Source organism: Malikia spinosa, assembly GCF_002980625.1.
Lineage (GTDB): Bacteria > Pseudomonadota > Gammaproteobacteria > Burkholderiales > Burkholderiaceae_C > Malikia > Malikia spinosa.
In genome coordinates this window covers 175,795-200,476 of record NZ_PVLR01000012.1, presented here as the reverse complement: position 1 = coordinate 200,476, position 24,682 = coordinate 175,795, and the positions used below count along the sequence as shown (strand labels likewise).

The window sequence follows — 24,682 nt, the reverse complement described above, 5'->3', positions numbered from 1 at the left end:
CCCTGCCCTGCAGACCGGCTGGCGACCCAGAGCGCAAACCACCATCCGGCTGCGGCCGGAACCTGGCCCCAGGTGCAACGCCAGCCGCGTACTGTGGCGCGGCCACTGCGCCTGGGCCACAGCCCTTTCTGAGAAAAGACCCATTTTGCGGATTGCACTCGGTATCAGCTATCTCGGCAGCGCCTACCAGGGCTGGCAAAGCCAGCCCAGCGGCCGGACCGTGCAGGACCAGCTCGAAAAGGCGCTGGCGCAATTTGCCGACCGGCCGGTCTCGACCCTGTGCGCCGGCCGCACCGATGCAGGCGTGCACGGCCTGATGCAGGTGGTGCATTTCGACACCGAGGTCGAGCGCGTCATGAACTCCTGGGTGCGTGGCAGCAACCGCTACCTGCCCGACGACATCGCGGTGCAGTGGGCGCACGTGGTGCCCGCCGCCTTTCACTGCCGCGCCAGCGCGATTGCGCGGCGCTATGCCTATGTGCTGCTCGAGTCGCCGGTGCGCCCGAGCCTGGACAGCGGGCGCGTGGGCTGGGTGTTTCGCCCGCTCGACCAGGCCGCGATGGAGGAAGCCGCGCAGCACTTGCTGGGCCAGCATGACTTCAGCAGCTTTCGCGCCGCGCAATGCCAGGCGCTGTCGCCGGTCAAGGACCTGCGCCGGATCGACATCAGCCGCCACGGCGCCTACTGGCGCTTCGAATTCGAGGCCAGCGCCTTCCTGCACCACATGATCCGCAACATCATGGGCTGCCTGCTGGCGGTCGGACAGGGACTGCGCACGCCCGACTGGATGGCCGAGGTGCGCGACGCGCGCAGCCGCGAGATCGCGGCACCGACCTTCTCCCCCGACGGACTCTATTTTCTCGGCCCACGCTATGAGCCGCACTGGGGCCTGCCCGACAGCGTGGCCGGCTTCGACTGGCTGCCAGGATGATGAAACGTACCAGAATCAAGATCTGCGGCCTGACGCGCGAGGCCGATGTGCGGCACGCGGTGCAGGCCGGCGCCGACGCGATCGGCTTCGTGCTCTACCCACCCAGCCCGCGCGCCGTCACGCCAGCGCGCGCCGGCGAACTGGCGCGGCTGCTGCCGCCGTTCGTGACCCCGGTGCTGCTGTTCGTCAATGCCAGCGCGGCCGAGATCGCGGCCGGACTGCAGGCGGTGCCCAACGCGCTGCTGCAGTTCCACGGCGACGAGACGCCCGAGCAATGCCGGGTTAACGCCCGACCCTTCCTGCGCGCGGCCCGGGTGCCGGTCGGTGATGGCGCGCGCAGCTTCGATCTCCTAGAATATGCTCAGGATTACGCCGATGCCCAGGCCATCCTGCTGGACGCCCATGTGCAGGGCTACGGCGGTGGCGGCGTCGCTTTTGACTGGACAGCTTTCAATTGGTCACACCCGCAACTAAACGCCAGCGCTCGCCTCGTTTTGTCTGGTGGACTCACACCTGCAAATGTGATCGATGGCATCCGTCTCGTACGCCCGTGGGCGGTTGACGTGAGCTCGGGCGTGGAGTCCGCCAAGGGCATCAAGAGCCCCGAGCTGATCGACCGCTTCGTCGCTGCCGTGCGCCAAGCCGACGCGACCTGAGATACCCAGGCTGCCATCCATCCGGTACCGGCAGCCCACCCTATTCCCGGACCCCAGGGCGCGCGCCAGGCGTCGCCCGCACCAGATCGGAAACCTGCCATGTTTGACTACCACCAACCCGACGTGAAGGGCCATTTCGGTCCCTACGGCGGCAGTTTTATCAGCGAAACGCTGACGCACGCGATCCAGGAACTCAAGGACGCCTACGCCAAGTACCAGCATGACCCGGCCTTCCTGGCCGAGTTCCACTACGAGCTCAAGCATTTCGTCGGCCGTCCCTCGCCGATCTACCACGCCGCGCGCACCAGCCGCGAGATGGGCGGCGCGCAGATCTTCCTCAAGCGCGAGGACCTGAATCACACCGGCGCACACAAGATCAACAACGTGATCGGCCAGGCCATGCTCGCCAAGCGCATGGGCAAGCCGCGCGTGATCGCCGAGACCGGCGCCGGCCAGCATGGCGTGGCGACCGCGACCATCTGCGCCCGCTACGGCCTCGAGTGCGTGGTCTACATGGGTGCCGAGGACGTCAAGCGCCAGAGCCCCAACGTCTACCGCATGAAGCTGCTCGGCGCCACCGTGGTGCCGGTCGAGTCCGGCAGCAAGACGCTGAAGGACGCGTTGAACGAGGCGATGCGCGACTGGGTCACCAACGTCGAGAACACCTTCTACATCATCGGCACCGTGGCCGGCCCGCACCCCTATCCGATGATGGTGCGCGACTTCCAGAGCGTGATCGGCGAGGAATGCCTGACCCAGATGCCCGAGATGCTGGGCGAGCTGCGCCTGCCGGGCAACGGCACCGAACTGCAGCCCGATGCGGTCGTGGCCTGCGTCGGTGGCGGTAGCAACGCGATGGGCATTTTCCACCCCTATATTTCGCACGACAAGACGCGCCTGATCGGCGTCGAGGCCGCTGGCGAAGGCCTGGAGAGCGGCAAGCACTCGGCCTCGCTGCAGCTGGGCCAGCCCGGCGTGCTGCACGGCAACCGCACCTACATCCTGCAGAACGAGGATGGCCAGATCACCGAGACCCACAGCGTCAGCGCCGGCCTGGACTACCCCGGCGTCGGCCCCGAGCATGCCTACCTGAAGGACATCGGCCGCGCCGAGTATGTCGGCATCACCGACCAGGAAGCGCTCGATGCCTTCCACTACCTGTGCCGCACCGAGGGCATCATCCCCGCGCTCGAGTCCAGCCATGCACTGGCCTACGCGATGAAGCTGGCCAAGACCATGCGCAGCGACCAGACCATCCTGGTCAACCTGTCGGGCCGCGGCGACAAGGACATCGGCACCGTCGCCGACCTGTCCAAGGCCGATTTCTACTGCCGCCCGAGCTGCCGCGGCCAGACCGTCAAGGGCGAGTACGAGCCCGTCACCCTGAGCCCGCGCGCCTGAGGAACCCGACATGAGCCGTATCGAAACCACCTTCCAGCAGCTGCAGGCCCAGGGCCGCAAGGCGCTGATCCCCTATGTCACCGCCGGCTTCCCCTACGCCGACATCACACCCGAACTGCTACATGCCATGGTCAAGGCCGGCTGCGACGTGATCGAGCTCGGCGTGCCGTTCTCGGACCCGATGGCCGACGGCCCGGTGATCCAGAAGGCCGGCGAGAGAGCGCTGGGCTTTGGCATCGGCCTGAGCCAGGTGCTGGCCATGGTGCGCGAATTCCGCCAGCAGGACGCCACGACCCCGGTCGTGCTGATGGGCTATGCGAATCCGGTCGAGCGCTACGAGATCAAGCATGGCCAGCACAGCTTCGCGCGCGATGCGGCAGCGGCCGGCGTCGACGGCATGCTGATCGTCGACTATCCGCCCGAGGAATGCGAGGAATTCGCTGCCACGCTGAAATCCCATGGACTGGACCTGATCTTCCTGCTGGCGCCGACCTCGACCGACGAGCGCATGGCGCAGGTCGGCCGCATCGCCAGCGGCTATGTCTACTATGTCTCGCTCAAGGGCGTGACCGGTGCCGGCCACCTCGACACCGACGCGGTCGAGGCCATGCTGCCGCGCATTCGCCAGCATGTGAACACCCCGGTCGGCGTCGGCTTTGGCATCCGCGACGCGGCGACTGCCTGCGCGGTCGGCCGCAGCGCCGACGCGGTCGTGATCGGCACCAAGCTGATCCAGCTGATCGAGAACGAGCCGCGCGAGCGCGTCGCCCCGGTGGCCGCCGAGTTCCTGGGCGGCATCCGTCAGGCACTCGACAGCTTGCGCGCATAATTACGGCCATTCGCGAGCCCGGTCGCCGTCCAGCGGCCGGGCCCTCAACCGCCATCAAGCAAGGAGAATCCATGTCCTGGCTGGAAAAACTGCTCCCCCCGAAGATTTCCCGCACCGACCCGAGCGAGCGCCGCAGCATGCCCGAGGGCCTGTGGACTAAATGCCCGAGCTGCGACGCCGTGCTCTACAAGACCGACCTGGAAAAGAACCAGAACGTCTGCCCGCATTGCTCGCATCACCACCGGATCGGCGCGCGCGAGCGCCTGAACGCCTTCCTCGACGCAGAGGGACGCTACGAGATCGGCCAGGAAGTCATTCCGGTCGACTCGCTCAAGTTCAAGGACAGCCGCAAATACCCCGAGCGCCTCAAAGAAGCGCTGGAAGCGACCGGCGAGACCGATGCACTGATCGTCCAGGGCGGCGCCATCCACACCATACCGGTCGTGGTGGCCTGCTTCGAATTCGACTTCATGGGCGGCTCGATGGGCTCGGTGGTCGGCGAGCGCTTCGTGCGCGGCGTCGAGACCGCGATCGAGCAGAAGGTGCCCTTCCTCTGCTTCACCGCCACTGGTGGCGCACGCATGCAGGAAGGCCTGCTGTCGCTGATGCAGATGGCCAAGACCAACGCCGCGCTGACCCGACTGGCCAAGAAGGGCCTGCCCTACATCAGCGTGCTGACCGACCCGACCATGGGCGGCGTCTCGGCCGGCTTCGCCTTCATGGGCGATGTCGTGATCGCCGAACCCAAGGCGCTGATCGGCTTTGCCGGTCCGCGCGTGATCGAAAGCACCGTGCGCGTCAAGCTGCCCGAAGGCTTCCAGCGCGCCGAGTTCCTGCAGACCAAGGGCGCGGTCGACTTCATCTGCGACCGGCGTGAACTGCGCGCGACGATTGCCAGCACGCTGGCGATGCTGCAGCGCCAGAGCGCTGACGCGGTGGCCTGAAGCCCCACCCGCCCTGGCAAGCCAGGAACATCGCGTCAAAGTCCCGCTTTCCGCCCAGGAAGCGGGGCTTTTTGCTGACGCTTGCGCTTGCTACCTGCCGCCACCAGGCAGGCTGCGCGATGCAGGCATGGCTGGTCCGGCCTTAGCGGCGCCTGGAGCGGCCGTCGGTGCCGTTGCCGATGACGCCACCGATGGCAGCACCACCCAGGGTGCCCAGGGTGCTGCCGCCGGTCAGGATCGATCCCGCCACGGCACCGACCCCGGCACCGACGGCCGTGTTCTGCTGCCGATGGGACATGGGGGCGCAGGCCATGATGGCGGGCAACAACAGGATAGCGGTCAGGGGCTTGGCCAGGCGGGCGATGTTCTGCATGAAAAGGATACCTATACTGAAATGCGTGGACTCTTCGAGTCCGGATGCTGTATGCCGATTGTCCGGCGCATCGGAGCTTGAGAGTGTTTCAGTCTGCATCCAATGGTTGCGAGTTGTATGCGTGGACTGGCCCGGTGCAGCCAGGATCGGGCATGACTTGCTGAAATGACACTTCTATCAGGGCATACCCTAGCACCCCGGAAAGAAGCATTTCCTTGCTTATGATGCATCTGCCACGGAATGCTGTTCCAGTGGCAACAGATGCAGGTCATCCCCCGTGACCGGCAGTGCTATCCCATAAGAAAATGCCCGAGGAGTCAAAATGAATCTGTTCAAACTGTCGCAAGTGGCCGCAGTGGCTGCCGCCCTGCTGCTGGGTTCGGCGGCGAATTCCCAGACGATAGAGGAACGCACGATCCGCATCGGCCACCCGGTCAATGCGGACCACCCGATCAGCTTCGGCGTCAAGAAGTTCTCCGATCTGGTCGCGGCCAGGAGCGGCGGCAAGCTCAAGGTGCGCGAATTCCCGGCCCTGCAGCTCGGCAACGAGATGCAGCAGCTATCGGCGCTGGCCGGTGGCGTGCAGGAAATGTTCGCTCCCGGCACGCCGCCGATTGCGGGCATGGTGAAGGATTTTGCGCTGCTCGACCTGCCCTTCCTGGTCGACACGCCGGAACAGGCCGATGCCCTGCTCGACGGTCCGTTCGGCCAGGCGCTGCTGGCCAAGTTGCCGGAAAAGGGCCTGGTCGGCCTGGCCTTCTGGGAAAACGGCTTTCGCCATGTCACGAACAGCAAGCGCCCGATCAAGCGCCTGGAGGACCTGGAAGGCCTGAAGATCCGCGTGCAGCAGAATCCGGTCTTCATCGAGACCTTCAAGGCGCTCAAGACCAATCCGGTGCCGATGTCGTTCGCCGAACTCTACGGCGCGCTGGAAAGCAAGGCGCTCGACGCGCAGGAAAACCCCTACCTGATCACGCGCTCGGCCAAGCTGAACGAGACGCAGAAATACCTGAGCTCGACCAGCCATGCCTATGGCGTGATCGCGGTGCTGGTCAGCAAGAAGTTCTGGGACAAGCTCTCAAGCGACGAGCAGAAGATCCTGCGCTCTGCCGCGATCGAAGCCCGTGATTACGAGCGCCAGGTCAGCCGGGCACAGGCCAAGCGGGCCGTCGACGAGTTGACCGCCGGCGGCATGCAGTTCACACCCGTGCCGGCCGCGGAATTGGCACGCATGCGCCAGGCGACCCAGGGCGTGGTCGATCGCGTGCTGCAGACCTACGACCCGGCCATGGTCCAACTGCTGCGCACGGAGCTGGCGCGCGTCAAGGCCTTGAAGTAAGCGCCTGGGCTCGGGTCGGCAGCGCCAGAATGCCATCTGGCGGCCAGGCCTGTCGGACCGAGGCCTCGCCTAAGCACGCAGCTTGGCAGCCAGACTCCCTCATGCGACACTGTCCAGAGGGAGGAAAGTCGATGCAGATGCGTTTCGAAGGCGTGCTGTCGCAGTGGAATGATGAGCGCGGTTTTGGCTTCATCGAGCCCACACAAAGTGGGCAAGAGATCTTTGTCCACATCAAGGCATTTAGGCAACTCGCCGGTCGGCCGCAAGCAGGCCAGGCCGTTTCCTTTGAGGTCGAGACGGGGCCGCAGGGCAAGAAGCGCGCCAAGAATGTCGAGCCCGTCCGCACCTCATACCCTGCTGCGCAAAGAGAGAGGCCACTGCGCTCCCCTGCCCAATGGGGAACCGCGACCTTGTTTGCGATTCCGGGCTTCTTGGTTCTGTACCTCGTGGCAATCCTCGTTTGGCGCCCACCGGCCTGGCTGGCTCTGGTCTATGTGGCGACAAGCGCCTTCACATTCCTGACCTACGCCCTCGACAAGTCAGCCGCCGTGCGTGGCGCTTGGCGGACGCCAGAAAGCACGCTCCACTTCCTCGCTCTGGCCGGAGGCTGGCCGGGCGCACTGCTCGCACAGCAGTTCCTGCGCCACAAGTCCACGAAGGCCGAGTTCCGCTCGGTCTTCTGGGGCACGGTCATCATGAACGTCACGGCCTTCCTGGCGCTGTGCTCGCCCATCGGCCAGCCGCTCTGGGTGGCGCAGTAAGCGCCGCACCTAACCATTGCAGACAACGCCCCAAACCTGTCGGAACGCTCAAGGCAGCAGCGACAGCGCGTGCATATACCTAGGCTCGACCATCAGCTGATCCCACTTGAGTGCCTTGTCCCTGGGCAGCAGCTCTTGCCGGCGCAGTTCGCTGGTCTCGCGCGCGGTCCAGCGGCCCTTGAGCAGCGCCTCGCTCATGCCGGCGAGGAATTCGTCGATCGGAGCGCCGTCCTCGAGCAGTGACTGGTTGCACAGCAGCACCAGATCGCAGCCGGCTTCGAGCGCGGTGATCGCGGCCTCGGTGTAGCTGAGCTCGCGCCCCCCGAGCTGGCGGGCGCCCTTCATCGACAGGTCGTCGCTGAACACCGCACCCGTGAAGCCCAGGCGGCGGCGCAGCACCTCGCCGAGCCAGAGGCTGGAGAAGCCGGCCGGGCGCGTGTCGACCTGCGGGTAGATCACATGGGCCGGCATCACGCTGCTCAAGCTGGCATTGAGCCAGCCGTAGGGCGCGGCGTCATCGGCCAGGATGGCGTCGAGCACCCGTTCGTCGACCGGCATGTCGACATGCGAATCGGCGGTGGCCCAGCCGTGGCCGGGAAAATGCTTGCCGCAGTTGGCCATGCCGGCCTGGCGCAGGCCATGCATCAGCGCCTGCGCCAGCAGGGTCACCATGCGCGGGTCGCGCGCGAAGGCGCGGTCGCCGATCACGCTGCTGCCACCATGGTCGAGGTCGAGCACCGGGGCAAAGCTGAAATCGACCCCGCAGGCGCGCAGCTCGGACGCCAGCACATAGCCGGCCGCGGTCGCGGCATTGCAGGCCGCCAGCGCGGCAGCACCAGTGGCCGAGCCGTCGCCCTCAAGCCAGATATGGCCGAAGGCGCGCATCGGCGGCAGGTGGGTAAAGCCGTCACGGCGAAAGCGCTGCACCCGCCCGCCCTCGTGATCGACGCAGATCAGCAGGTCGGAGCGGACCTTCTTGATCTTGCGGCAAAGCTTGGTCAGCTGCGCACGGTTCTCCCAGTTGCGGGCGAACAGGATCACGCCACCGACCAACGGGTGCGCCAGGCGCTGCTTGTCGGTCTTGCTGAGCTTGGTGCCGGCGATGTCGATGATCAGCGGGGAATGTGGAGTCATATCGTTCCTGATGGCAGGGTTTCGCCGCCTTTGCGCTCCACCACCACGAAGCTGGCGGCGTAATCGGTTTCGTCGGTGACGCTGACATGGGCGTTCAGGCCCTGGCCCTCGAACCAGTCCTTCAGGCCACGGTGCAGCAAGATCACGGGCTGGCCGCTGGGCAGCTTGGCGATCTCGCAATCGCGCCAGGTCATCGGCATGCGCATCCCCATGCCGATCGCCTTGCTGAAGGCTTCCTTGGCCGAGAAGCGGGTCGCCAGGTAGCGCACGCCGCGCTCGGGCCAGCGCTCGCTGCGTGAGCGCCAGGTCGCCAGCTCGGCCTCGCTGAGGATCTTCTCGGCGAAGCGCTCGCCGTGGCGCGAGAGGCTGTCGCGGATGCGGCGCACGTCGCAGATGTCGGTGCCGATGCCGTAGATCATGGTCCGGGCTGCTGGGTTCAGGCGCGTGCGGCCAGGATGCAGTCCAGGTAGGCGCGCACGGTGGCACCGTAGCCGAGTTCGAGCGCATCGGCGATCAGCGCGTGTCCGATCGAGACCTCGGCCACCCCCGGCACCCCGCGCAGGAAATCGGCCAGGTTGTCGCGGTTCAGGTCATGGCCGGCGTTGATGCCGAGGCCGGCGTCGAGCGCGGCCTGGGCCGCGGCGCGGTAGCGCTCGAGCTGCTCGGCCTGGGTCGCATGGCCCCAGGCGGCCGCGTAGGGCTCGGTGTAGAGCTCGATGCGGTCAGCCCCCAGCGCCCTGACCTGCGCCATCGCCTCGGGCACCGGGTCCATGAACAGGCTGACGCGCACGCCCAGCGTGCGGCATTCAGCGATCAGCGGGCGCAGGCGCTCGCCGTCCTGCGCCAGGTTCCAGCCATGGTCGCTGGTGAACTGGCCTTCGCTGTCGGGCACGAAGGTGGCCTGCTGCGGCCGCACCTGGCGCACGATCTCCATCAGGTTGTGGAACGGATTGCCTTCGATGTTGAACTCGCGCTGCGGCCAGTCCTGCAGCAGGGCCTGCAGGTCGAACACATCCTGCTCGCGGATATGGCGGGCGTCCGGGCGCGGGTGCACGGTGATGCCCTGCGCGCCGGCCTCCAGGCATTGCTGCGCGGCACGCGTGACGCTCGGGATGCCCAGGTGGCGGGTGTTGCGCACCAGCGCGACCTTGTTGACGTTGACGGACAAGGCGGTCGGTAGGCTGGCGGCAGGCTGGACGCTGAGCAGGGAGGCGGTGGGGTTCATGGTGTCGGTAAGGGTTCAGGCGGGTGCAAAGGCCGCAGGCGCCGTACGTCCAGCATCAGCTGGCGGGTCTGGAACACGCGCACGCCGCTATGGTAGTGCAGCAGCTGGCGCAGTGGCTGGCGCAAGGCATTGCCACGCGCGCCATGGCAGACCCGCAGCAGCGCGGCAAAGGGATGGGGGTCGTCCAGCGCCGCCTGCACTGCCAGCCAGGACTCGCCCGGCAAGGCGTGATGGGCTTGGGGCGGCAGGCCACCCGCTGCCGGGACCAGGCGCAGGCCGGCCTCGGGCTCGAGCCGGTAATGGGCGTCGGGTAGCAACTGCGCCAGGCTGGCACACTCGAGGTCGAGCGCCGGCAGTAGGCCGGCCTCGCGCAGGATCAGCAGCTCGAAGGCGCGCACCACGGCGGCCTGCGCTTCCTGGCCCTCGGCCAGCGCCAGCACCGCATCGGCGTAATGGTCGAACAGCTGGGGGTGCGCGTCATCGCGCGCGAGCAGCTTGAGCAGCAGCTCGTTGAGGTAATAGCCCGCCAGCAGCTTGTCGCCCGAGGGCATCACATGCCCGCCCTGCCACTGCGCGCTGCTCAGCGTGCGGACCTCGGCATCGCCGCCCCAGCCCAGGCGCAGCGGCTGCAGCGGCAACAGCACCGGCCGGTACTGGGAGGTCGGACGCTTGACGCCCTTGGCCACCAGCGCGACCCGGCCATGGCGACGGCTGAACACCTCCAGGATCAGGCTGGATTCGCTCCAGTCATGGCGGTGCAGCACATAGGCCGGCTCCTCGTGGACGCGCGGCAGCTTGGGCCTGGGGCTGGCCATCGGCGCGCCAGCGCTTACTCGTAGCCGAAGCTGCGCACGCGGGCGTCGTCGTCGGCCCAGCCGGAGCGCACCTTGACCCAGAGCTCAAGGAAGACCTTGCCGCCCCAGAGCTTTTCCAGCTCCTGGCGCGCCTCGGTGCCGATGCGCTTGAGCTTCTCGCCCTTGTCGCCGATCACCATGCCCTTGTGGCCGTCGCGCTCGACCACGATGGTCGCGGCGATGCGGCGCAGCTTGCCCTCTTCCTCGAACTTGTCGATGATGACGGTCGAGGTGTAGGGCAGCTCGTCACCGGTCAGGCGGAACAGCTTCTCGCGCACCATCTCGGCCGCCATGAAGCGCTCGCTGCGGTCAGTCAGGTCGTCGGCATCGTGTATCCAATCCTGCTCGGGCAGGTATTTCTCGCAGATGGCGTAGAAGCGCTGCACGTCCTTGGCGCTCTTGGCCGACATCGGCACGAATTCGGCAAAGGGATGGCGCTGTTGCATCTCGGCCAGCCAGGGCGCCAGTTCGGCGCGGCGGTGCACCATGTCGAGCTTGTTGGCCAGCAGGATGACCGGGATGTTCTTGGGCAGCAGCTCAAGCACCTTGGCATCGGCCGAATGGAAGTTGCCGGCCTCGACCACGAACACGATCAGGTCGACATCGGTCACCGCGCCGAGCACGGTCTTGTTGAGCGAGCGGTTCAGCGCATTGCCGTGCCGGGTCTGGAAGCCCGGCGTATCGACGAAGACGAACTGGGTCGCGCCCAGCGTGCGCAGGCCGGTGATGCGGTGGCGCGTGGTCTGAGCCTTGCTCGAGGTGATGCTGACCTTCTGGCCCACCAGTGCATTGAGCAGCGTGGACTTGCCGACGTTGGGCTTGCCGACGATCGCGATATAGCCGCAGCGCTTGGGGCCCAGCGGCTCGGCCGGTTCGGCTTCGGGGGCTGTGGCTTGCGCCTTGCTGGACTTGCGCAGCGCGCCGGCCAGCATGGCGTCGAGGTCCTGGTTCGGCATGGACTTGGCGGCGGGATCGGACTTGGGAGTAAGGGGTCGGCTCATTTCGGATTCTTGTTCAGTTGTTGCAGCAGGGCTGCCGCGGCGGCCTGCTCGGCGGCGCGGCGCGAGACGCCGCTGCCGGGTTGGCGCTGGCCGGACTCGATCTCGCACTCGACCTCGAAGGTCTGGCGATGCGCCTCGCCCTTGATTGCGGTCACGCGGTAGGTCGGCAGCTTCATCTTGCGGCTCTGCAGCCATTCCTGCAGGGCAGTCTTGGCATCCTTGCTGCTCGCGCTCATGGCCGGATTGATGTCGACATCCTGGTAGAGCCGGCGCACCAGTGCCTCGGCCTGGGCGAAGCCAGCATCGAGGTAGACCGCGCCGATGAGGGCCTCGACCACGTCGGCCAGGATGGAGGGCTTGCGCTGGCCACCCGAGCGCAGTTCGCCCTCGCCCAGGCGCAGCAGGCCCGAGAGGGCCAGCGTGGCGGCGATGCCCGCCAGCGTGTCTTCCTTGACCAGGTTGGCGCGGATGCGCGAGAGCTCGCCCTCGTGCTGGCGGCTCAGTCTTTCATAGAGCAGGCCCGAGACGGCCAGGCTCAGCACCGAGTCGCCCAGGAACTCGAGCCGCTCGTAGTGATCGGCGCAATGGCTGCGGTGGGTCAGCGCCCGCTCAAGCAGCGGGACGGAAGTAAAACGGTATCCCAGGCGCTGTTGCAGCGCCAGCAAATCGGCATTCAAAAGCTGTGTATTCCCTTCAGGCCGGCGCTCACTTCGAGCGGCCGGAATAACGCATGACCAGCCAGGCGGGGCCGGCCAGATGGATCTCGCGTTCGTAGGCGAACTCGACGATCACCCGGTCGTTCTGCTTGCTGATCTCGAGGTCGCGGCCGTCGATCGAGCTGATGTCATCGATGGCGGCCGCCTTGTCGAACAGGCTGCGGACCTCGGCCACGGTGCCGCCCTGTGAGGCGCGCTGGGCGGCGCGCTGGATAGACTGGTACTCGATCACGGTCGGAACGATGCGTACCAGCACCGCTCCGAGCGCCACCACCATCGCGCTGACCAGGATCAGACTGACCAGGCCCAAGCCGCGTTCTCTGGTTTTCATCATCGCCCTCCCGAATGCCATCCTGCCCGCATCTTAATGGCTGGCGGGCGGATTGCCCATCACTCGAAGGCGCCGATGCGGCCCAGGTCGCCGAAATTCATCCAGACGAAGAAGGCCTTGCCAACGATGTTGGCCTCGGGCACGAAGCCCCAGTAGCGCGAGTCGAGCGAATTGTCGCGATTGTCGCCCATCATGAAATAGTGGCCGGCCGGCACCTTGCAGACCACGCCCTCGACGCTGTAGCGGCATTGGTCCTTGTACGGGAAGTCGCTGGCGCCGGGGATGAAGGCCGGACGCTCGTCGTCGTTGAGCGTGTGGTAGGTCTTGCCACCATGGCGCTCCTCGAACTGACGGGCATAGCGCATCGAGTCGGAGTCGAAGAACTCGGGCGCGCTGGCGGTGGGAACGGGCTGGCCGTTGACGGTCAGGCGCTTGTTCAGGTAGGCCACCTCGTCGCCCGGCACACCCACCACGCGCTTGATGTAGTCCAGGCTGGGCTGCGGCGGGTAGCGGAACACCATCACGTCGCCGCGCTGCGGCTCGTTGTTGGCCAGCACCTTGGTGTGGAGCACCGGCAGGCGCACGCCGTAATGGAACTTGTTGACCAGGATCAGGTCGCCCACGCGCAGGGTCGGAATCATCGAGCCCGAGGGAATCTTGAACGGCTCGAACAGGAAGCTGCGCAGCAGGAACACCACCACGATCACCGGGAACAGGCCGGCGGTCCAGTCCAACCACCAGGGCTGGGCCAGCAGCTTGTGCTGCGCATCGGCGATGTCGATGCTGTCGGCCTTGACGCCCATGCGCTCGAGCTCGGCGCTGCGACGCGCCTGTTCGGCCACCAGTTGCTCGGCGGCGGCGCGGCGGCGCGGCAGGAAGATCCGCTTCTCGGCCACCCAGTAGATGCCGGTCACGACCGTGACCAGGAACAGCAGCAACGCGAAGTTGCCCTCGGCCAGACCCAGGTACCAGGCCAGGCCATAGCCGCCGAAAGCCGCCAGCAGGATGCCGGTCAGCGTCGCCATCTTGTCGTCGCTCATCATTCCTCCACCTGCAGGATGGCCAGGAAGGCTTCCTGCGGCACCTCGACCGAGCCGATCTGCTTCATGCGCTTCTTGCCGGCCTTCTGCTTCTCGAGCAGCTTCTTCTTGCGGCTGATGTCGCCACCATAGCACTTGGCCAGCACGTTCTTGCGCAGCGCCTTGACGGTCTCGCGCGCGATGATGTTGGCGCCGATGGCGGCCTGGATCGCGACGTCGAACTGCTGGCGGCTGATGATCTCGCGCATCTTGGCGACCACGGCGCGGGCGCGGTAGGCCGACTGGCTGCGGTGGACGATGATCGACAGCGCATCGACCTTCTCGCCGTTGAGCAGGATGTCGACCTTGACCACGTCGGAGGCGCGGTACTCCTTGAACTCGTAGTCCATCGAGGCGTAGCCGCGGCTGACGGATTTCAGCTTGTCGAAGAAGTCGAGCACGATCTCGCCCAGCGGCAGTTCGTAGGTCAGCATGACCTGCTTGCCGTGGTAGGCCATGTTCATCTGCACGCCGCGCTTCTGGTTCGCCAGCGTCATGACGGCGCCGACATATTCCTGCGGCATGTAGAGGTGGACCGTGACGATCGGCTCGCGGATCTCCTGGATCCGGCCCTGGTCGGGCATCTTGGACGGGTTCTCGACCATGATGATCTCGCCGTCGCCCTTGGCGACCTGGTAGACCACGCTCGGCGCGGTCGTGATCAGGTCCTGGTCGAACTCGCGCTCGAGGCGCTCCTGCACGATCTCCATGTGCAGCAGGCCCAGGAAGCCGCAGCGGAAACCGAAGCCCAGCGCCTGCGACACCTCGGGCTCGTAGCGCAGCGCCGCGTCGTTGAGCTGCAGCTTCTCGAGCGCGTCGCGCAGCGAGTCGTATTCGCTGGCCTCGGTCGGGTACAGGCCGGCGAACACCTGGGGCTGGACTTCCTTGAAGCCCGGCAGCGCCTCGGTCGCGAACGGCAGGTTGGCGCCGCTGCTGGTCTTGATGGCGGTGATGGTGTCGCCGACCTTGGCCGCCGTCAGCTCCTTGATGCCGGCGATGATGTAGCCGACCTCGCCCGCCCTGAGCGCCGGACGCGGCTCGTTGTGCGGCGTGAAGACGCCGAGCTTTTCGGCGTTGTAGAGCGCCTCGGTCGCCATCAGCTTGATCTTGTCGCCGCGGTTCAGCGTACCGTCGACCACGCGCACCAGCATCACGACGCCGACATAGGCGTCAAACCAGCTGTCGACGATCATCGCGCGCAGCGGGCCGTCCGGGTTGCCCTTGGGCGGCGGCACCTGGGCCACGACCAGCTCGAGGATCTCGTCGATGCCCATGCCGGTCTTGGCCGAACAGGGGATCGCGTCGGTCGCGTCGATGCCGATCACGTCCTCGATCTCGGCGCGGGCGTTGTCGGGATCGGCGTTGGGCAGATCCATCTTGTTGAGCACCGGCAGCACATGCACGCCGAGGTCGAGCGCGGTGTAGCAGTTGGCCACGGTCTGGGCTTCCACGCCCTGGGACGCATCGACCACCAGCAGCGCGCCTTCACAGGCCGACAGCGAGCGGCTGACTTCGTAGGAGAAGTCGACGTGGCCGGGGGTGTCGATCAGGTTCAGGTTGTAGATCTGGCCATCGCGGGCCTTGTACTGCAGCGCGGCAGTCTGGGCCTTGATCGTGATGCCGCGCTCCTTCTCGAGGTCCATCGAGTCGAGCACCTGCTCGCTCATTTCGCGGTCGCTCAGCCCCCCGCAGCGCGAGATCAGTCGATCGGCCAGGGTGGACTTGCCGTGGTCGATGTGGGCAATGATGGAGAAATTTCGAATGTGGTTCATCGCGGGCGGTCGGACTTGTCCAGCGGGGCGGGCAGGCTGCCCAACAAAAAAACAGGCGCGCCAGGAATTGACGCGCCCAGAGCCGGAGTCTGGCTATACAGAAGCTAAGGCTCGATTGTAGGCAAAAGCCCGTTCAACGCGAATTCGGCCTGATTACGAAGTACTGGACCCAGTCGCCACGGCGCACCAGCAGGTTGACGGCACGCCCCTTGTCGAGGCCAGCCAACGCGGCCTCGAAGTCCTTCAGACCCAGGATTTCGCGGTTCGCGACCGCCAGGATCACGTCGCCGTCGGACAAGCCGGCGCGCGCGGCGGCGCCAGCGGCATCGACCACGACCAGGCCGCCGCGCAGCTTGAGCGCGGCGCGCTCCTCGGCGTCGAGCTCGCGCAGCGCCAGACCGAGCGCCTGCGCCGCGCCCGAGGACTTGGCCGACGGTTTCTCAGCACCCGCCGCCTTGGCAACCTTTTCCTCCTCGAGCGCGACCACGGTCAGGCGCAGCTCCTTGTAGGCGCCGCGGCGCCAGACCGTCAGGCCGACCTTGGCGCCAGGCTTGGTGTTGCCGACCAGGCGCGGCAGGTCGGCCGATTTCTCGACCGCCTTGCCATCGAACTTGACGATGATGTCGCCGGCCTCAACACCGGCCTTGGCCGCCGGCGAGCCTTCCTCGACGCCGCGCACCAGCGCACCCTCGGCCTTCTTCAAGCCGAGCGATTCGGCGATGTCCGGGTCGACGCCGGCAATCGAGACGCCGATGCGCCCGCGCGTGACCTTGCCACTGGCGCGCAACTGGTCCGACACGCGCACCGCCTCGTCGATCGGGATCGCGAACGAGATGCCCTGGAAGCCGCCCGAGCGCGAGTAGATCTGGCTGTTGATGCCGACCACCTCGCCGCGCAGGTTGATCAGCGGCCCGCCCGAGTTGCCGGGGTTGATCGCGACATCGGTCTGAATGAAGGGCAGGTAGTCGCCAGTCTCGCGCTGCTTGGCGCTGACGATGCCGGCGGTGACCGTGCTCTCGAGCCCGAACGGCGAGCCGATCGCCATCACCCACTCACCGACGCGCAGGCGGCCGATGTCGCCGATCCTGACCGGCTGCAGGCCGCGCGCCTCGATTTTGACCACCGCGACATCGCTGCGCTTGTCGGCGCCGATGACCTTGGCCTTGAACTCGCGCTTGTCGGTCAGCGTCACGATGACCTCCTCGGCGCCTTCGACCACATGGGCGTTGGTCATGATGGTGCCATCAGAGCTCAGCACGAAGCCCGAACCGACGCCGCGCGGGCGCTCCTCGGGGGCCGGATTCTGCCGCGGACCGCGCGGGCTGGCGCCGGGCGGCACCGGCAGGCCGAAGCGGCGGAAGAACTCGAGCATCTGCTCTTCCTGGCTGCCGGCCTGGCCTGGCACGACTTTCTCGGTGGTCCGGATATTGACCACCGAAGGGCCGACCTGCTCGGCCAGGTCGGCGAAATCGGGCAGTCCGCGCGGTGCCGCAGAACCGGTGACGGCAGGCGCGCTCGTGGGCTGGGCCAGGCTCAGGCCCGGCTGCCAGAGGACAGTCGCCGTGGTGAAGGCGGCACCCAGCAACAGGGTGCCGGATTTCAGGCGGCGGACCAGCGATTGAGAAATCGGCATGTACAGCTCTCCAGAGTAGCGATGACCGCTTTCAGATGAGGGCGCCACCTGGACAGATCAAGGCCTGGCTCCAGGACCCGGCCGCAAGAAGGCGCAGGCTCAGGGCTCAAGACCCAGCCCTAGCGGGTCACTGGCTGCGACTTGGCCAGCTCGGGGCCGGCTGCCACTTCCTGGTCCAGCAACTGCCAGCCAAAGGCGGCAACTGCGGCGCAGGCGGCCAGGCCCGCGACCCATTTCCAGCGCCAGCTCTCGTCATTGGCGGCCGCGCGCGCCCTGACCTGCGGCGGCATCTCGGCCACCTCGCCCACGCCGGGCAAGGCCTCGGTGGCGAGCCGGGCCATCACGGCGGCAGCAAAGTCGGTCGAGGGCGGGCGCACGTCGTCGCCGGCAGACTGGCGCAAGGCAGCACCGACGGCCAGATAGGAGGTCCAGGCCGCGTCCAGCGCCTGGCGCTGCGGGCCGGCCTGCAGCAGTACCGCAAGCTCATCGGGCCGGCACTCGCCGTCGACCAGGGCGGACAGGGACTCGCGCCCGTCGGCAGATGGTGTCGGCATGGCGTCTAGGTTCTGAGGCGGGTTCATGGGTGACACAAATGAAAAACAAGGGCTGGCCAAATTACCAGCGCTTGCCGCCCTGGCGCTCCAGCAGCGGCTTGATGCGGGCCGAAATCGCCTCGCGGGCACGAAAGATCCGCGACCGGACCGTGCCGATCGGACAGTCGAGCTGGCGCGCGATCGCCTCGTAGCTCAGGCCATCGATTTCGCGCAACGTGATGGCCTGGCACAGCTCGGCTGGCAGGGCCTCCATCGCCGCATTGACCGCCTGCGCGATTTCCTTGCTCGCCAGCAGGGCTTCCGGGGTCGCGTCATCGATCGCCTGCAGCATTAGTTCACGCGTGGCGCCAGAAGTTTCATCCTCGTCAGCGGATTCGAGCGAACTCATGCTGAGCACCGGGTCGCGCCTGAGCTCGGCGAGCTGGCGCTTGGCGGTATTCACAGCGATCCGATAGAGCCAGGTGTAGAAGGCCGATTCGCCACGGAAGCGGCCCAGCGCGCGGTAGGCGCGGATGAAGGTCTCCTGCGCGAGGTCCTCGATCAGGCCGGGGTCGCGCACCAGGCGCCCGATCAGGCGCTCGACCCGGCACTGGTATTTGAGCACCAGCAGCTCGAAGGCCCGCATCTCGCCGGCCAGCGTGCGCTGCACCAGCAGCCAGTCGCTGTGCGCGGAAGAAGTATGGGAGGAACCTGCAAGCATTGAACCGACTCTATCCGTCCCGCCGCCTGGGTGCAAGCCGCATCAATGCGGGCTGGTTCATGCGGGGCGGCTCATGCGCCCTGCCGTGCGGGCCGGCGCTGTGCCTCGCGCCAGGCCACCAGGGCGACCCGCAGCGCCTGCCAGTCGGCGGGTGCGCTGTCGCGCTCGAGCCAGACCCACCAGCCCAGGCCGGCGGCATTGTTGAGCCGCAGCAGCACCCGGCCCTGCAGGTCGAGCGCCCAGTAGAGCCCGGCCAGCTCGGTGCCGTGGCGATAAGCCTCGCTGCGCCAGATCCAGCGGCCTGGCAGGCCAGCCTGACCTGGCAGCGGCGCAGCCTGGGCGCCGGCAGGAGCCCGTGTGGGCTCCCAGCACAGCCGGCCGGCGACTGGCTGGCGCGAGCGCCAGCGCGCGAAGCCCCAGAGCCCCAACCCGAGCAGGCCCGAGAACCACCAGGCACCGGGCAAGGCGGCGCCGCGCAGCGATTGCCACCAGGCCAGCTGCATGGCGACCCAGGCCAGCGCGAGCACCTGCTCGAAGCGGCCCTGGAAAGCAGAACGCCCCGCCGGGTATTCCACCGAAGGGGCGCTGTGCATGGCTCAGAGCGGGATCAGACGCGCTTGAACACCAGGGAACCGTTGGTACCGCCGAAACCGAAGTTGTTCTTCAGCGCCACGTCGATCTTCATCTCGCGCGCCTGGTTGGCGCAGTAGTCCAGGTCGCACTCGGGGTCCTGGTTGAAGATGTTCATGGTCGGCGGGCTGATCTGGTGATGCAGCGCCAGCACCGTGAAGATGCTCTCGATGCCGCCAGCACCACCGAGCAGGTGACCGGTCATCGACTTGGTCGAGTTGACGACGACCTTGCGGGCATGGTCACCCAGCGCGGCCTTGATCGCCTTGGTCTCGTTGATGTCGCCCAGCGGGGTCGAGGTGCCGTGCGCGTTCAGGTAGTTGATCTGGTCGGCATTGACACCGGCATTGCGCAGCGCGTTGAGCATGGCGCGACGCGGGCCGTCCATGCTCGGCGCCGTCATGTGGCCGGCATCGGCACTCATGCCGTAGCCCGACAGTTCGGCGTAGATCTTGGCGCCACGCGCCTTGGCATGCTCGTATTCCTCGAGCACCATCACGCCGGCACCCTCGCCCAGCACGAAGCCGTCGCGGTCCTTGTCCCAGGGACGGGACGCGGTCTTGGGGTCGTCGTTGCGGGTCGACAGGGCACGCATGGCAGCGAAGCCGCCCACGCCCAGCGGCGAGACGGTGGCTTCGGAGCCACCGGCGACGACCACGTCGGCGTCGCCGTATTCGATCATGCGACCGGCTTCACCGATGCAGTGCAGGCCGGTGGTGCAGGCGGTGACCACGGCGAGGTTCGGCCCCTTGAAGCCGAAACGCATGGACACATGGCCCGCGATCATGTTGATGATCGAGGCCGGCACAAAGAAAGGCGAGATGCGGCGCGGGCCGCGGCTCACCAGTTCGTCACGGGTGTTCTCGATCAGGGGCAAGCCGCCGATACCCGAGCCGATCACGCAACCGATGCGTGTGGCTTCTTCCTCACCCAGCGCGTCGCCCGTAGGCAGACCAGCATCGGCGACGGCTTGGGCTGCCGCAACGATGCCGTAATGGATGAAGCTGTCCATGGTCCGCGCTTCCTTGGCGCTGATGTAGGACTCCAGGTCAAAGCCCTTGACCTCACCTGCGATCTTGCAGGCAAAGTTGCTGGCATCGAACTTGGTAATCAGATCGATGCCGGACTGACCAGCGAGCAGGTTGGCCCAGGCCGTCTCCACCGTGTTACCCACGGGGGTGAGGCAGCCCAGACCGGTCACAACGACACGGCGGCGGCTCATGGATGCTTACTTCTGGTTGGCGACTGCGTAGTCGATGGCGTTCTGGACCGTGGTGATCTTCTCGGCGTCTTCGTCCGGAATTTCGATGCTGAAGGCATCTTCCAGGGCCATGACCAGTTCCACGGTATCGAGGGAGTCAGCACCCAGATCGGCCACGAAGGACTTCTCGTTGGTGACCTGGGACTCTTCCACGCCGAGTTGTTCGGCAATGATTTTCTTCACGCGTGCTTCGATATCGCTCATATTTCCCTCTGAGGGTGGTTGAAAACTGTGCCGCCATTTTAGCCGGGCCGGCTTCGCCAGTCCGGAAACTGCGTCGCTGACCGCGATCCAGCCCCTGGCGGCTAGCCGGGGCCGATGTTATCCGATTCGGAGGCCTGGCCCCGATCAGGCCATGAACATGCCGCCGTTGACATGCAGTTCCTGGCCGGTCAGGTAGCCCGCGCGCGGGCTGGCGAGGAAGGACACGGCGTAGGCGACATCGGCCGGCTTGCCCAGATGTCCGAGCGGAATCTGGCTCAGCAGCGCCTGCTGCTGGGCCTCGGGCAGCGAGCCGGTCATGTCGGTCTCGATGAAGCCGGGCGCCACGCAGTTGACCGTGATCTTGCGGCTGCCGAGCTCGCGCGCCAGTGCGCGCGTCATGCCGGCGACGCCAGCCTTGGCAGCGGCGTAGTTGGCCTGGCCGGCATTGCCGGAAGCACCGACCACGCTGGTGATGCTGATGATGCGGCCGTAGCGCTGCTTCATCATCGGACGGATCGCGGCCCGGCTCATGCGGAACACGGCCTTGAGGTTGGTGTCGAGCACTGCGTCCCAGTCCTCGTCCTTCAGGCGCATGGCCAGGGTGTCGCGCGTGATGCCGGCGTTGTTGACCAGCACCTGCAGGCCGCCCTGCTCCTTGACGATGGTGTCGATCAGGGCCTCGCCGGCGGCAACATCGTTGACGTCGAGCTTGGCGCCACGGCAGCCGGCAAAGGCCGACAGGGCGGCGCTGATCTTGCTTGAGCCGTCGTCCGAGGTGGCGGTGCCGATGACCTGATAGCCCTGGCGGGCCAGTTCGAGCGCGATCGCTGCGCCGATGCCGCGCGAGGCGCCAGTGACCAGTGCGACCTGGGCGGGGGTTTGGTTGTCAGACATGGGTTTCCTTCAGGCCAGCAGGGCCTTGACTTCGGCCAGCGAGGCCGGGTCGTTGATGGCGGCGGCGACCAGCTCGGCGTCGATGCGCTTGACCATGCCGGTCAGCGCCTTGCCGGGGCCGCATTCGATGATGTGGCTGATGCCGCGGGCCTTGAGTGCGCGCACGCTCTCGACCCAGCGCACCGGGCCGAAGGCCTGGCGATACAGCGCGTCGCGGATGCGATCGACCTCGGTCTCGACCTCGACGTCGATGTTGTTGAGCACCGGGATCTGCGGCAGGGCGAAGGCGGTCTCGGCCAGCTTCTGCTGCAGGCGTTCGGCCGCCGGCTTCATCAGGCTGGAATGGAACGGCGCCGACACCGGCAGCGGCAGCGCGCGCTTGGCGCCCTTGGCCTTCAGGACCTCGCAGGCCTTGTCGACCGCGGCCTTGCTGCCGGCGATCACGGTCTGCGCCGCGTCGTTGAAGTTGACCGCCTCGACCACTTCCCCGCTGTCAGCCGCGAACAGGGCCTGCGCCTCGGCGCAGCCGAGTTTGACCGCCTCGGGGTCCAGGCCCAGGATGGCGGCCATGGCGCCGACACCGACCGGCACTGCGTCCTGCATCGCCTGGGCACGGAAGCGCACCAGCGGTGCGGCCTGGGCCAGCGTCAGCGAACCGGCAGCGACCAGGGCCGAATACTCGCCCAGCGAGTGGCCGGCGACCGCGGCCGGCAGCGCACCGCCCTCGGCCAGCCAGATGCGCCAGGCCGCGACTGCGCCGACCAGCATCACCGGCTGGGTGTTGGTGGTCAGTGCCAGCGCTTCCTTGGGACCTTGGTGGATCAGGCGGCCGATGTCTTCGCCGAGCGCGTCGGAGGCTTCCTTGAGCGTTTCGAGCAGGACCGGATGGTCGCCCCAGGCGTCGAGCATGCCGACCGACTGGGAACCCTGGCCCGGAAAAACGAATGCGAAGTGGCTCATGTTTGCTTTCTGAACTGTCTTGTCTTGGGAATCACAGACGCAGCAGCACCGCGCCCCAGGTGAAGCCACCGCCCACCCCTTCGAGCATCGCGGTCTGGCCCGGCTGGATGCGGCCGCTGCGCACGCCCTCGTCGAGCGCGAGCGGGATCGAGGCGGCCGAGGTGTTGCCATGCTGGTCGACCGTCACGATCACCTTGTCCATCGACAGCTTGAGCTTGCGCGCCGTGCTCTGGATGATGCGGATATTGGCCTGGTGCGGCACCAGCCAGTCGACGTCGGGCTCGGTCATGCCGGCCTTGGCCAGCGCGGCCTTGGCGGCGCTCTCGAGCAGGCCGACCGCGAGCTTGAACACGGCCTGGCCGTCCATCTTGAGCAGCGGATCGCCCAGCACCTGGCCACCGCTGACCGTGCCCGGCACGCACAGGATGCCGGTGTGGCGGCCGTCGGCGTGGATGTCGCTGGCCAGCACGGCCGGGCCGCTGCCGTCATGCTCGACGGCTTCGAGCACCACGGCACCGGCACCATCGCCAAACAGCACGCAGGTGGTGCGGTCATTGAAGTCGAGGATGCGCGAGAACACCTCGGCGCCGACCACCAGCGCGCGCGTCGCGGCACCGGTCTGGATCATGGCGTCGGCAATCGTCAGCGCGTAGATGAAGCCGCTGCAGACCGCCTGCACGTCGAAGGCGGCGCCACCGGCCGCACCGGGCTGGCCCGACGCCTGCGCCGACTCGGTCAGCTTACGCTGCAGGATCGAGGCGGTCGAGGGAAAGACCATGTCCGGCGTGGAAGTCGCGACGATGATAAGGTCGATGTCACCGATCTGGCAGCCGGCGGCCTCGATCGCCTTCAGGCTGGCCTGCAGGCCGAGATCGCTGGCATTGACACCGTCGTCGGCGTAATGGCGGGCTCGGATGCCGGTGCGGTCGACGATCCAGTCATCGCTGGTCTCGATGCCGCGTTCGGCCAGCAGGCCGACCATGTCGGCGTTCGTCAGTCGGCGTGGCGGCAGGTAGCTACCGGTACCGGAAATGCGGGAATAGCGTCTCATGTTCGGTCTGGGTTGGTCTGGCCCTGAACGCCAGCAGCGTCTCAGGCTGGGGTCGCCGACAAGGCGGCTGCGCCCTTGGCCGCCATCAGCGGCGCCGCATGGGCGATGCGCGCCCGCACGTTGTCGAGCAACTGGTTGTGGGCTGCATCATACGCGCGCACCAGCGCCTGCTCGAAGGCGAAGGCGTCGGCCGAGCCGTGGCTCTTGAACACCAGGCCGCGCAGGCCAAGCAGCGCCGCGCCGTTGTAGCGCCGGTGATCGACCCGTTTCTTGAACGCCGATAGCACCGGATAGGCCACGATGGCGGCCATTTTCGTCAGGATGTTGCGCCCGAACGCCTGCTTGATCAGGGTGCTGACCATGCTGGCCAGGCCCTCGCTGCTCTTGAGCGCGACGTTGCCGACGAAGCCGTCACAGACCACCAGGTCGACCACGCCCTTGAAGATGTCGTTGCCCTCGACGTTGCCCTTGAAGTTGAGGTCGCCGTTGGCGGCGGCGGCGCGCAGCAAGGCGCCGGCCTGCTTGATGACCTCGTTGCCCTTGATCGCTTCCTCGCCGATGTTGAGCAGACCGACCGTGGGCGACTCCTTGCCGCTGACCGCGACCACCAGGGCCGAGCCCATGACGGCGAACTGCAACAGGTGCTCGGCGCTGCAATCGACGTTGGCGCCGAGGTCGAGCATGGTGGTCGCGCCGCCGGTGACATTGGGCATCTGGCCAGCGATCGCGGGCCGGTCGATGCCGTCGAGCGTCTTGAGCACGAAGCGCGCGATCGCCATCAGCGCGCCGGTATTGCCGGCCGAGACGGCGGCCTGGGCGGCGCCGTCCTTGACCTGGTTGATCGCGACGCGCATCGACGAGTCGCGCTTGCGACGCAGCGCGACTTCGAGCGGATCGTCCATCGTGACGACCTCGCTGGCCGCGATGACCTGGATCCGGGCCCGGTCGATCGAGGCCGGCAGCTTGGCCATGGCCTCGGGCAGGCCGACCAGCAGCAGATGGGCGTCGGGGTGAGAAGCGAGAAAGGCGGCACAGGCCGGCAAGGTGACTGCGGGGCCGTAGTCTCCGCCCATGCAATCGACCGCGATGGTGATCATTCCAGCGTCCTCAAGTGGCAGCAACAGGATAAAAAAAGCCCGCAGTGATGCGGGCTTTGCCTCGAACAAACTGTGCGAGGGCGATGGCGCGTCAGCGCCGATCAGGCCTCGGACTTGTTCTTCAGGACCTGGCGGCCACGGTAGAAACCGTTCGGGCTGATGTGGTGACGCAGGTGCACTTCACCGGTGGTGGCTTCCACAGCGATGCCCGGCACGTTCAGGGCATTGTGCGAACGGTGCATACCGCGCTTGGAAGGGGACTTTTTGTTTTGCTGGACGGCCATGATCGGCTCCTATCGAAAAATCAAATGGGTGGATGGCTGCACCAGCCCCTTGAAAATAGATTTTCAGG

Annotated in this window: 28 protein-coding genes; 7 read left to right on the top strand and 21 right to left on the bottom strand. The window is 66.8% G+C overall.

Annotated features, from left to right (window positions below):
* Nucleotides 1-145: 145 nt before the first annotated feature.
* The 5 genes from truA (at nucleotide 146) to accD (ending at nucleotide 4,761) form a co-directional block, all read left to right on the top strand.
* On the top strand, nucleotides 146-931 hold the full coding sequence (truA, locus tag C6P61_RS05370) for a tRNA pseudouridine(38-40) synthase TruA (protein WP_105728891.1): 786 nt from the start codon (nucleotides 146-148) through the stop codon (nucleotides 929-931).
* Nucleotides 931-1,587 carry a phosphoribosylanthranilate isomerase gene (locus C6P61_RS05365; RefSeq protein WP_244908778.1) on the top strand — a complete coding sequence of 219 codons (657 nt, stop codon included), beginning with the start codon at nucleotides 931-933 and terminating at the stop codon, nucleotides 1,585-1,587. Before truA ends, C6P61_RS05365 begins: the two co-directional genes overlap by 1 nt.
* A gap of 99 nt (nucleotides 1,588-1,686) precedes the next feature.
* The gene (trpB, locus tag C6P61_RS05360; RefSeq protein WP_105728889.1) at nucleotides 1,687-2,988 is read left to right on the top strand and encodes a tryptophan synthase subunit beta; all 1,302 of its coding nucleotides are present in this window, start codon (nucleotides 1,687-1,689) and stop codon (nucleotides 2,986-2,988) included.
* 10 nt (nucleotides 2,989-2,998) lie between these two features.
* Nucleotides 2,999-3,817, top strand: a complete 819-nt coding sequence (gene trpA, locus C6P61_RS05355; RefSeq protein ID WP_105728888.1) for a tryptophan synthase subunit alpha — start codon at nucleotides 2,999-3,001, stop codon at nucleotides 3,815-3,817.
* Between the two features lie 71 nt (nucleotides 3,818-3,888).
* Nucleotides 3,889-4,761, top strand: coding sequence for an acetyl-CoA carboxylase, carboxyltransferase subunit beta (gene accD / locus C6P61_RS05350; protein ID WP_105728887.1), 873 nt, complete (start codon nucleotides 3,889-3,891; stop codon nucleotides 4,759-4,761).
* 142 nt (nucleotides 4,762-4,903) lie between these two features.
* Here accD and C6P61_RS05345 read toward each other — a convergent pair whose 3' ends face one another.
* Complete coding sequence (locus tag C6P61_RS05345) at nucleotides 4,904-5,134, bottom strand: glycine zipper 2TM domain-containing protein (RefSeq protein ID WP_105728886.1); 231 nt, start codon at nucleotides 5,132-5,134, stop codon at nucleotides 4,904-4,906.
* Nucleotides 5,135-5,456: 322 nt separating this feature from the next.
* On the opposite strand from C6P61_RS05345, the gene C6P61_RS05340 reads away from it, so the two are divergent.
* Both C6P61_RS05340 and C6P61_RS05335 read left to right on the top strand, forming a co-directional pair.
* Nucleotides 5,457-6,473 (top strand): TRAP transporter substrate-binding protein, encoded by a 1,017-nt coding sequence (locus tag C6P61_RS05340; RefSeq protein ID WP_211296924.1) that lies wholly within the window; start codon nucleotides 5,457-5,459, stop codon nucleotides 6,471-6,473.
* A gap of 131 nt (nucleotides 6,474-6,604) precedes the next feature.
* Nucleotides 6,605-7,234 carry a cold shock and DUF1294 domain-containing protein gene (locus C6P61_RS05335; RefSeq protein ID WP_333708776.1) on the top strand — a complete coding sequence of 210 codons (630 nt, stop codon included), beginning with the start codon at nucleotides 6,605-6,607 and terminating at the stop codon, nucleotides 7,232-7,234.
* Between the two features lie 48 nt (nucleotides 7,235-7,282).
* On the opposite strand, the gene nagZ is transcribed toward C6P61_RS05335, so the two are convergent.
* The 20 genes from nagZ to rpmF form a co-directional block, all read right to left on the bottom strand.
* Nucleotides 7,283-8,368: a beta-N-acetylhexosaminidase gene (gene nagZ / locus C6P61_RS05330; protein WP_105728885.1), complete on the bottom strand. Its 1,086-nt coding sequence runs from the start codon at nucleotides 8,366-8,368 to the stop codon at nucleotides 7,283-7,285.
* A complete protein-coding gene (gene acpS / locus C6P61_RS05325) occupies nucleotides 8,365-8,787 on the bottom strand; it encodes a holo-ACP synthase (RefSeq protein ID WP_105728884.1) in 423 nt (140 codons plus the stop codon). Before acpS ends, nagZ begins: the two co-directional genes overlap by 4 nt.
* A 17-nt stretch (nucleotides 8,788-8,804) precedes the next feature.
* Complete coding sequence (locus C6P61_RS05320; RefSeq protein ID WP_105728883.1) at nucleotides 8,805-9,593, bottom strand: pyridoxine 5'-phosphate synthase; 789 nt, start codon at nucleotides 9,591-9,593, stop codon at nucleotides 8,805-8,807.
* On the bottom strand, nucleotides 9,590-10,408 hold the full coding sequence (gene recO, locus C6P61_RS05315) for a DNA repair protein RecO (RefSeq protein ID WP_105728882.1): 819 nt from the start codon (nucleotides 10,406-10,408) through the stop codon (nucleotides 9,590-9,592). The genes C6P61_RS05320 and recO overlap by 4 nt, the downstream gene beginning before the upstream one ends.
* Nucleotides 10,409-10,422: 14 nt before the next feature.
* Nucleotides 10,423-11,448: a GTPase Era gene (gene era / locus C6P61_RS05310; RefSeq protein WP_244908776.1), complete on the bottom strand. Its 1,026-nt coding sequence runs from the start codon at nucleotides 11,446-11,448 to the stop codon at nucleotides 10,423-10,425.
* Nucleotides 11,445-12,125: a ribonuclease III gene (rnc, locus tag C6P61_RS05305; RefSeq protein ID WP_105728880.1), complete on the bottom strand. Its 681-nt coding sequence runs from the start codon at nucleotides 12,123-12,125 to the stop codon at nucleotides 11,445-11,447. Before rnc ends, era begins: the two co-directional genes overlap by 4 nt.
* Before the next feature lie 28 nt (nucleotides 12,126-12,153).
* A complete protein-coding gene (locus tag C6P61_RS05300) occupies nucleotides 12,154-12,495 on the bottom strand; it encodes a DUF4845 domain-containing protein (RefSeq protein ID WP_105728913.1) in 342 nt (113 codons plus the stop codon).
* Nucleotides 12,496-12,554: 59 nt separating this feature from the next.
* Nucleotides 12,555-13,535: a signal peptidase I gene (gene lepB / locus C6P61_RS05295; RefSeq protein WP_425319732.1), complete on the bottom strand. Its 981-nt coding sequence runs from the start codon at nucleotides 13,533-13,535 to the stop codon at nucleotides 12,555-12,557.
* On the bottom strand, nucleotides 13,535-15,346 hold the full coding sequence (gene lepA, locus C6P61_RS05290; protein WP_105728879.1) for a translation elongation factor 4: 1,812 nt from the start codon (nucleotides 15,344-15,346) through the stop codon (nucleotides 13,535-13,537). Before lepA ends, lepB begins: the two co-directional genes overlap by 1 nt.
* 133 nt (nucleotides 15,347-15,479) lie before the next feature.
* The gene (locus tag C6P61_RS05285) at nucleotides 15,480-16,979 is read right to left on the bottom strand and encodes a Do family serine endopeptidase (protein WP_105728878.1); all 1,500 of its coding nucleotides are present in this window, start codon (nucleotides 16,977-16,979) and stop codon (nucleotides 15,480-15,482) included.
* 119 nt (nucleotides 16,980-17,098) lie between these two features.
* Nucleotides 17,099-17,533: a sigma-E factor negative regulatory protein gene (locus C6P61_RS05280; RefSeq protein WP_170067323.1), complete on the bottom strand. Its 435-nt coding sequence runs from the start codon at nucleotides 17,531-17,533 to the stop codon at nucleotides 17,099-17,101.
* 61 nt (nucleotides 17,534-17,594) lie between these two features.
* A complete protein-coding gene (gene rpoE, locus C6P61_RS05275; RefSeq protein WP_105728876.1) occupies nucleotides 17,595-18,233 on the bottom strand; it encodes an RNA polymerase sigma factor RpoE in 639 nt (212 codons plus the stop codon).
* A gap of 71 nt (nucleotides 18,234-18,304) precedes the next feature.
* A complete protein-coding gene (locus C6P61_RS05270; RefSeq protein WP_105728875.1) occupies nucleotides 18,305-18,826 on the bottom strand; it encodes a hypothetical protein in 522 nt (173 codons plus the stop codon).
* A 14-nt stretch (nucleotides 18,827-18,840) separates the two neighbouring features.
* Nucleotides 18,841-20,085 (bottom strand): beta-ketoacyl-ACP synthase II, encoded by a 1,245-nt coding sequence (gene fabF / locus C6P61_RS05265; RefSeq protein ID WP_105728874.1) that lies wholly within the window; start codon nucleotides 20,083-20,085, stop codon nucleotides 18,841-18,843.
* Between the two features lie 6 nt (nucleotides 20,086-20,091).
* A complete protein-coding gene (gene acpP / locus C6P61_RS05260; RefSeq protein ID WP_105728873.1) occupies nucleotides 20,092-20,328 on the bottom strand; it encodes an acyl carrier protein in 237 nt (78 codons plus the stop codon).
* Nucleotides 20,329-20,472: 144 nt separating this feature from the next.
* A complete protein-coding gene (gene fabG, locus C6P61_RS05255) occupies nucleotides 20,473-21,222 on the bottom strand; it encodes a 3-oxoacyl-ACP reductase FabG (RefSeq protein ID WP_105728872.1) in 750 nt (249 codons plus the stop codon).
* 9 nt (nucleotides 21,223-21,231) lie between these two features.
* Nucleotides 21,232-22,182 (bottom strand): ACP S-malonyltransferase, encoded by a 951-nt coding sequence (fabD, locus tag C6P61_RS05250; RefSeq protein ID WP_105728871.1) that lies wholly within the window; start codon nucleotides 22,180-22,182, stop codon nucleotides 21,232-21,234.
* A gap of 31 nt (nucleotides 22,183-22,213) precedes the next feature.
* The gene (locus tag C6P61_RS05245) at nucleotides 22,214-23,233 is read right to left on the bottom strand and encodes a beta-ketoacyl-ACP synthase III (protein WP_105728870.1); all 1,020 of its coding nucleotides are present in this window, start codon (nucleotides 23,231-23,233) and stop codon (nucleotides 22,214-22,216) included.
* A 41-nt stretch (nucleotides 23,234-23,274) separates the two neighbouring features.
* Entirely contained in the window at nucleotides 23,275-24,330 is a 1,056-nt protein-coding gene (gene plsX, locus C6P61_RS05240) for a phosphate acyltransferase PlsX (protein WP_105728869.1), read from the bottom strand.
* A gap of 101 nt (nucleotides 24,331-24,431) precedes the next feature.
* A complete protein-coding gene (rpmF, locus tag C6P61_RS05235; protein WP_105728868.1) occupies nucleotides 24,432-24,614 on the bottom strand; it encodes a 50S ribosomal protein L32 in 183 nt (60 codons plus the stop codon).
* Nucleotides 24,615-24,682: the final 68 nt, after the last annotated feature.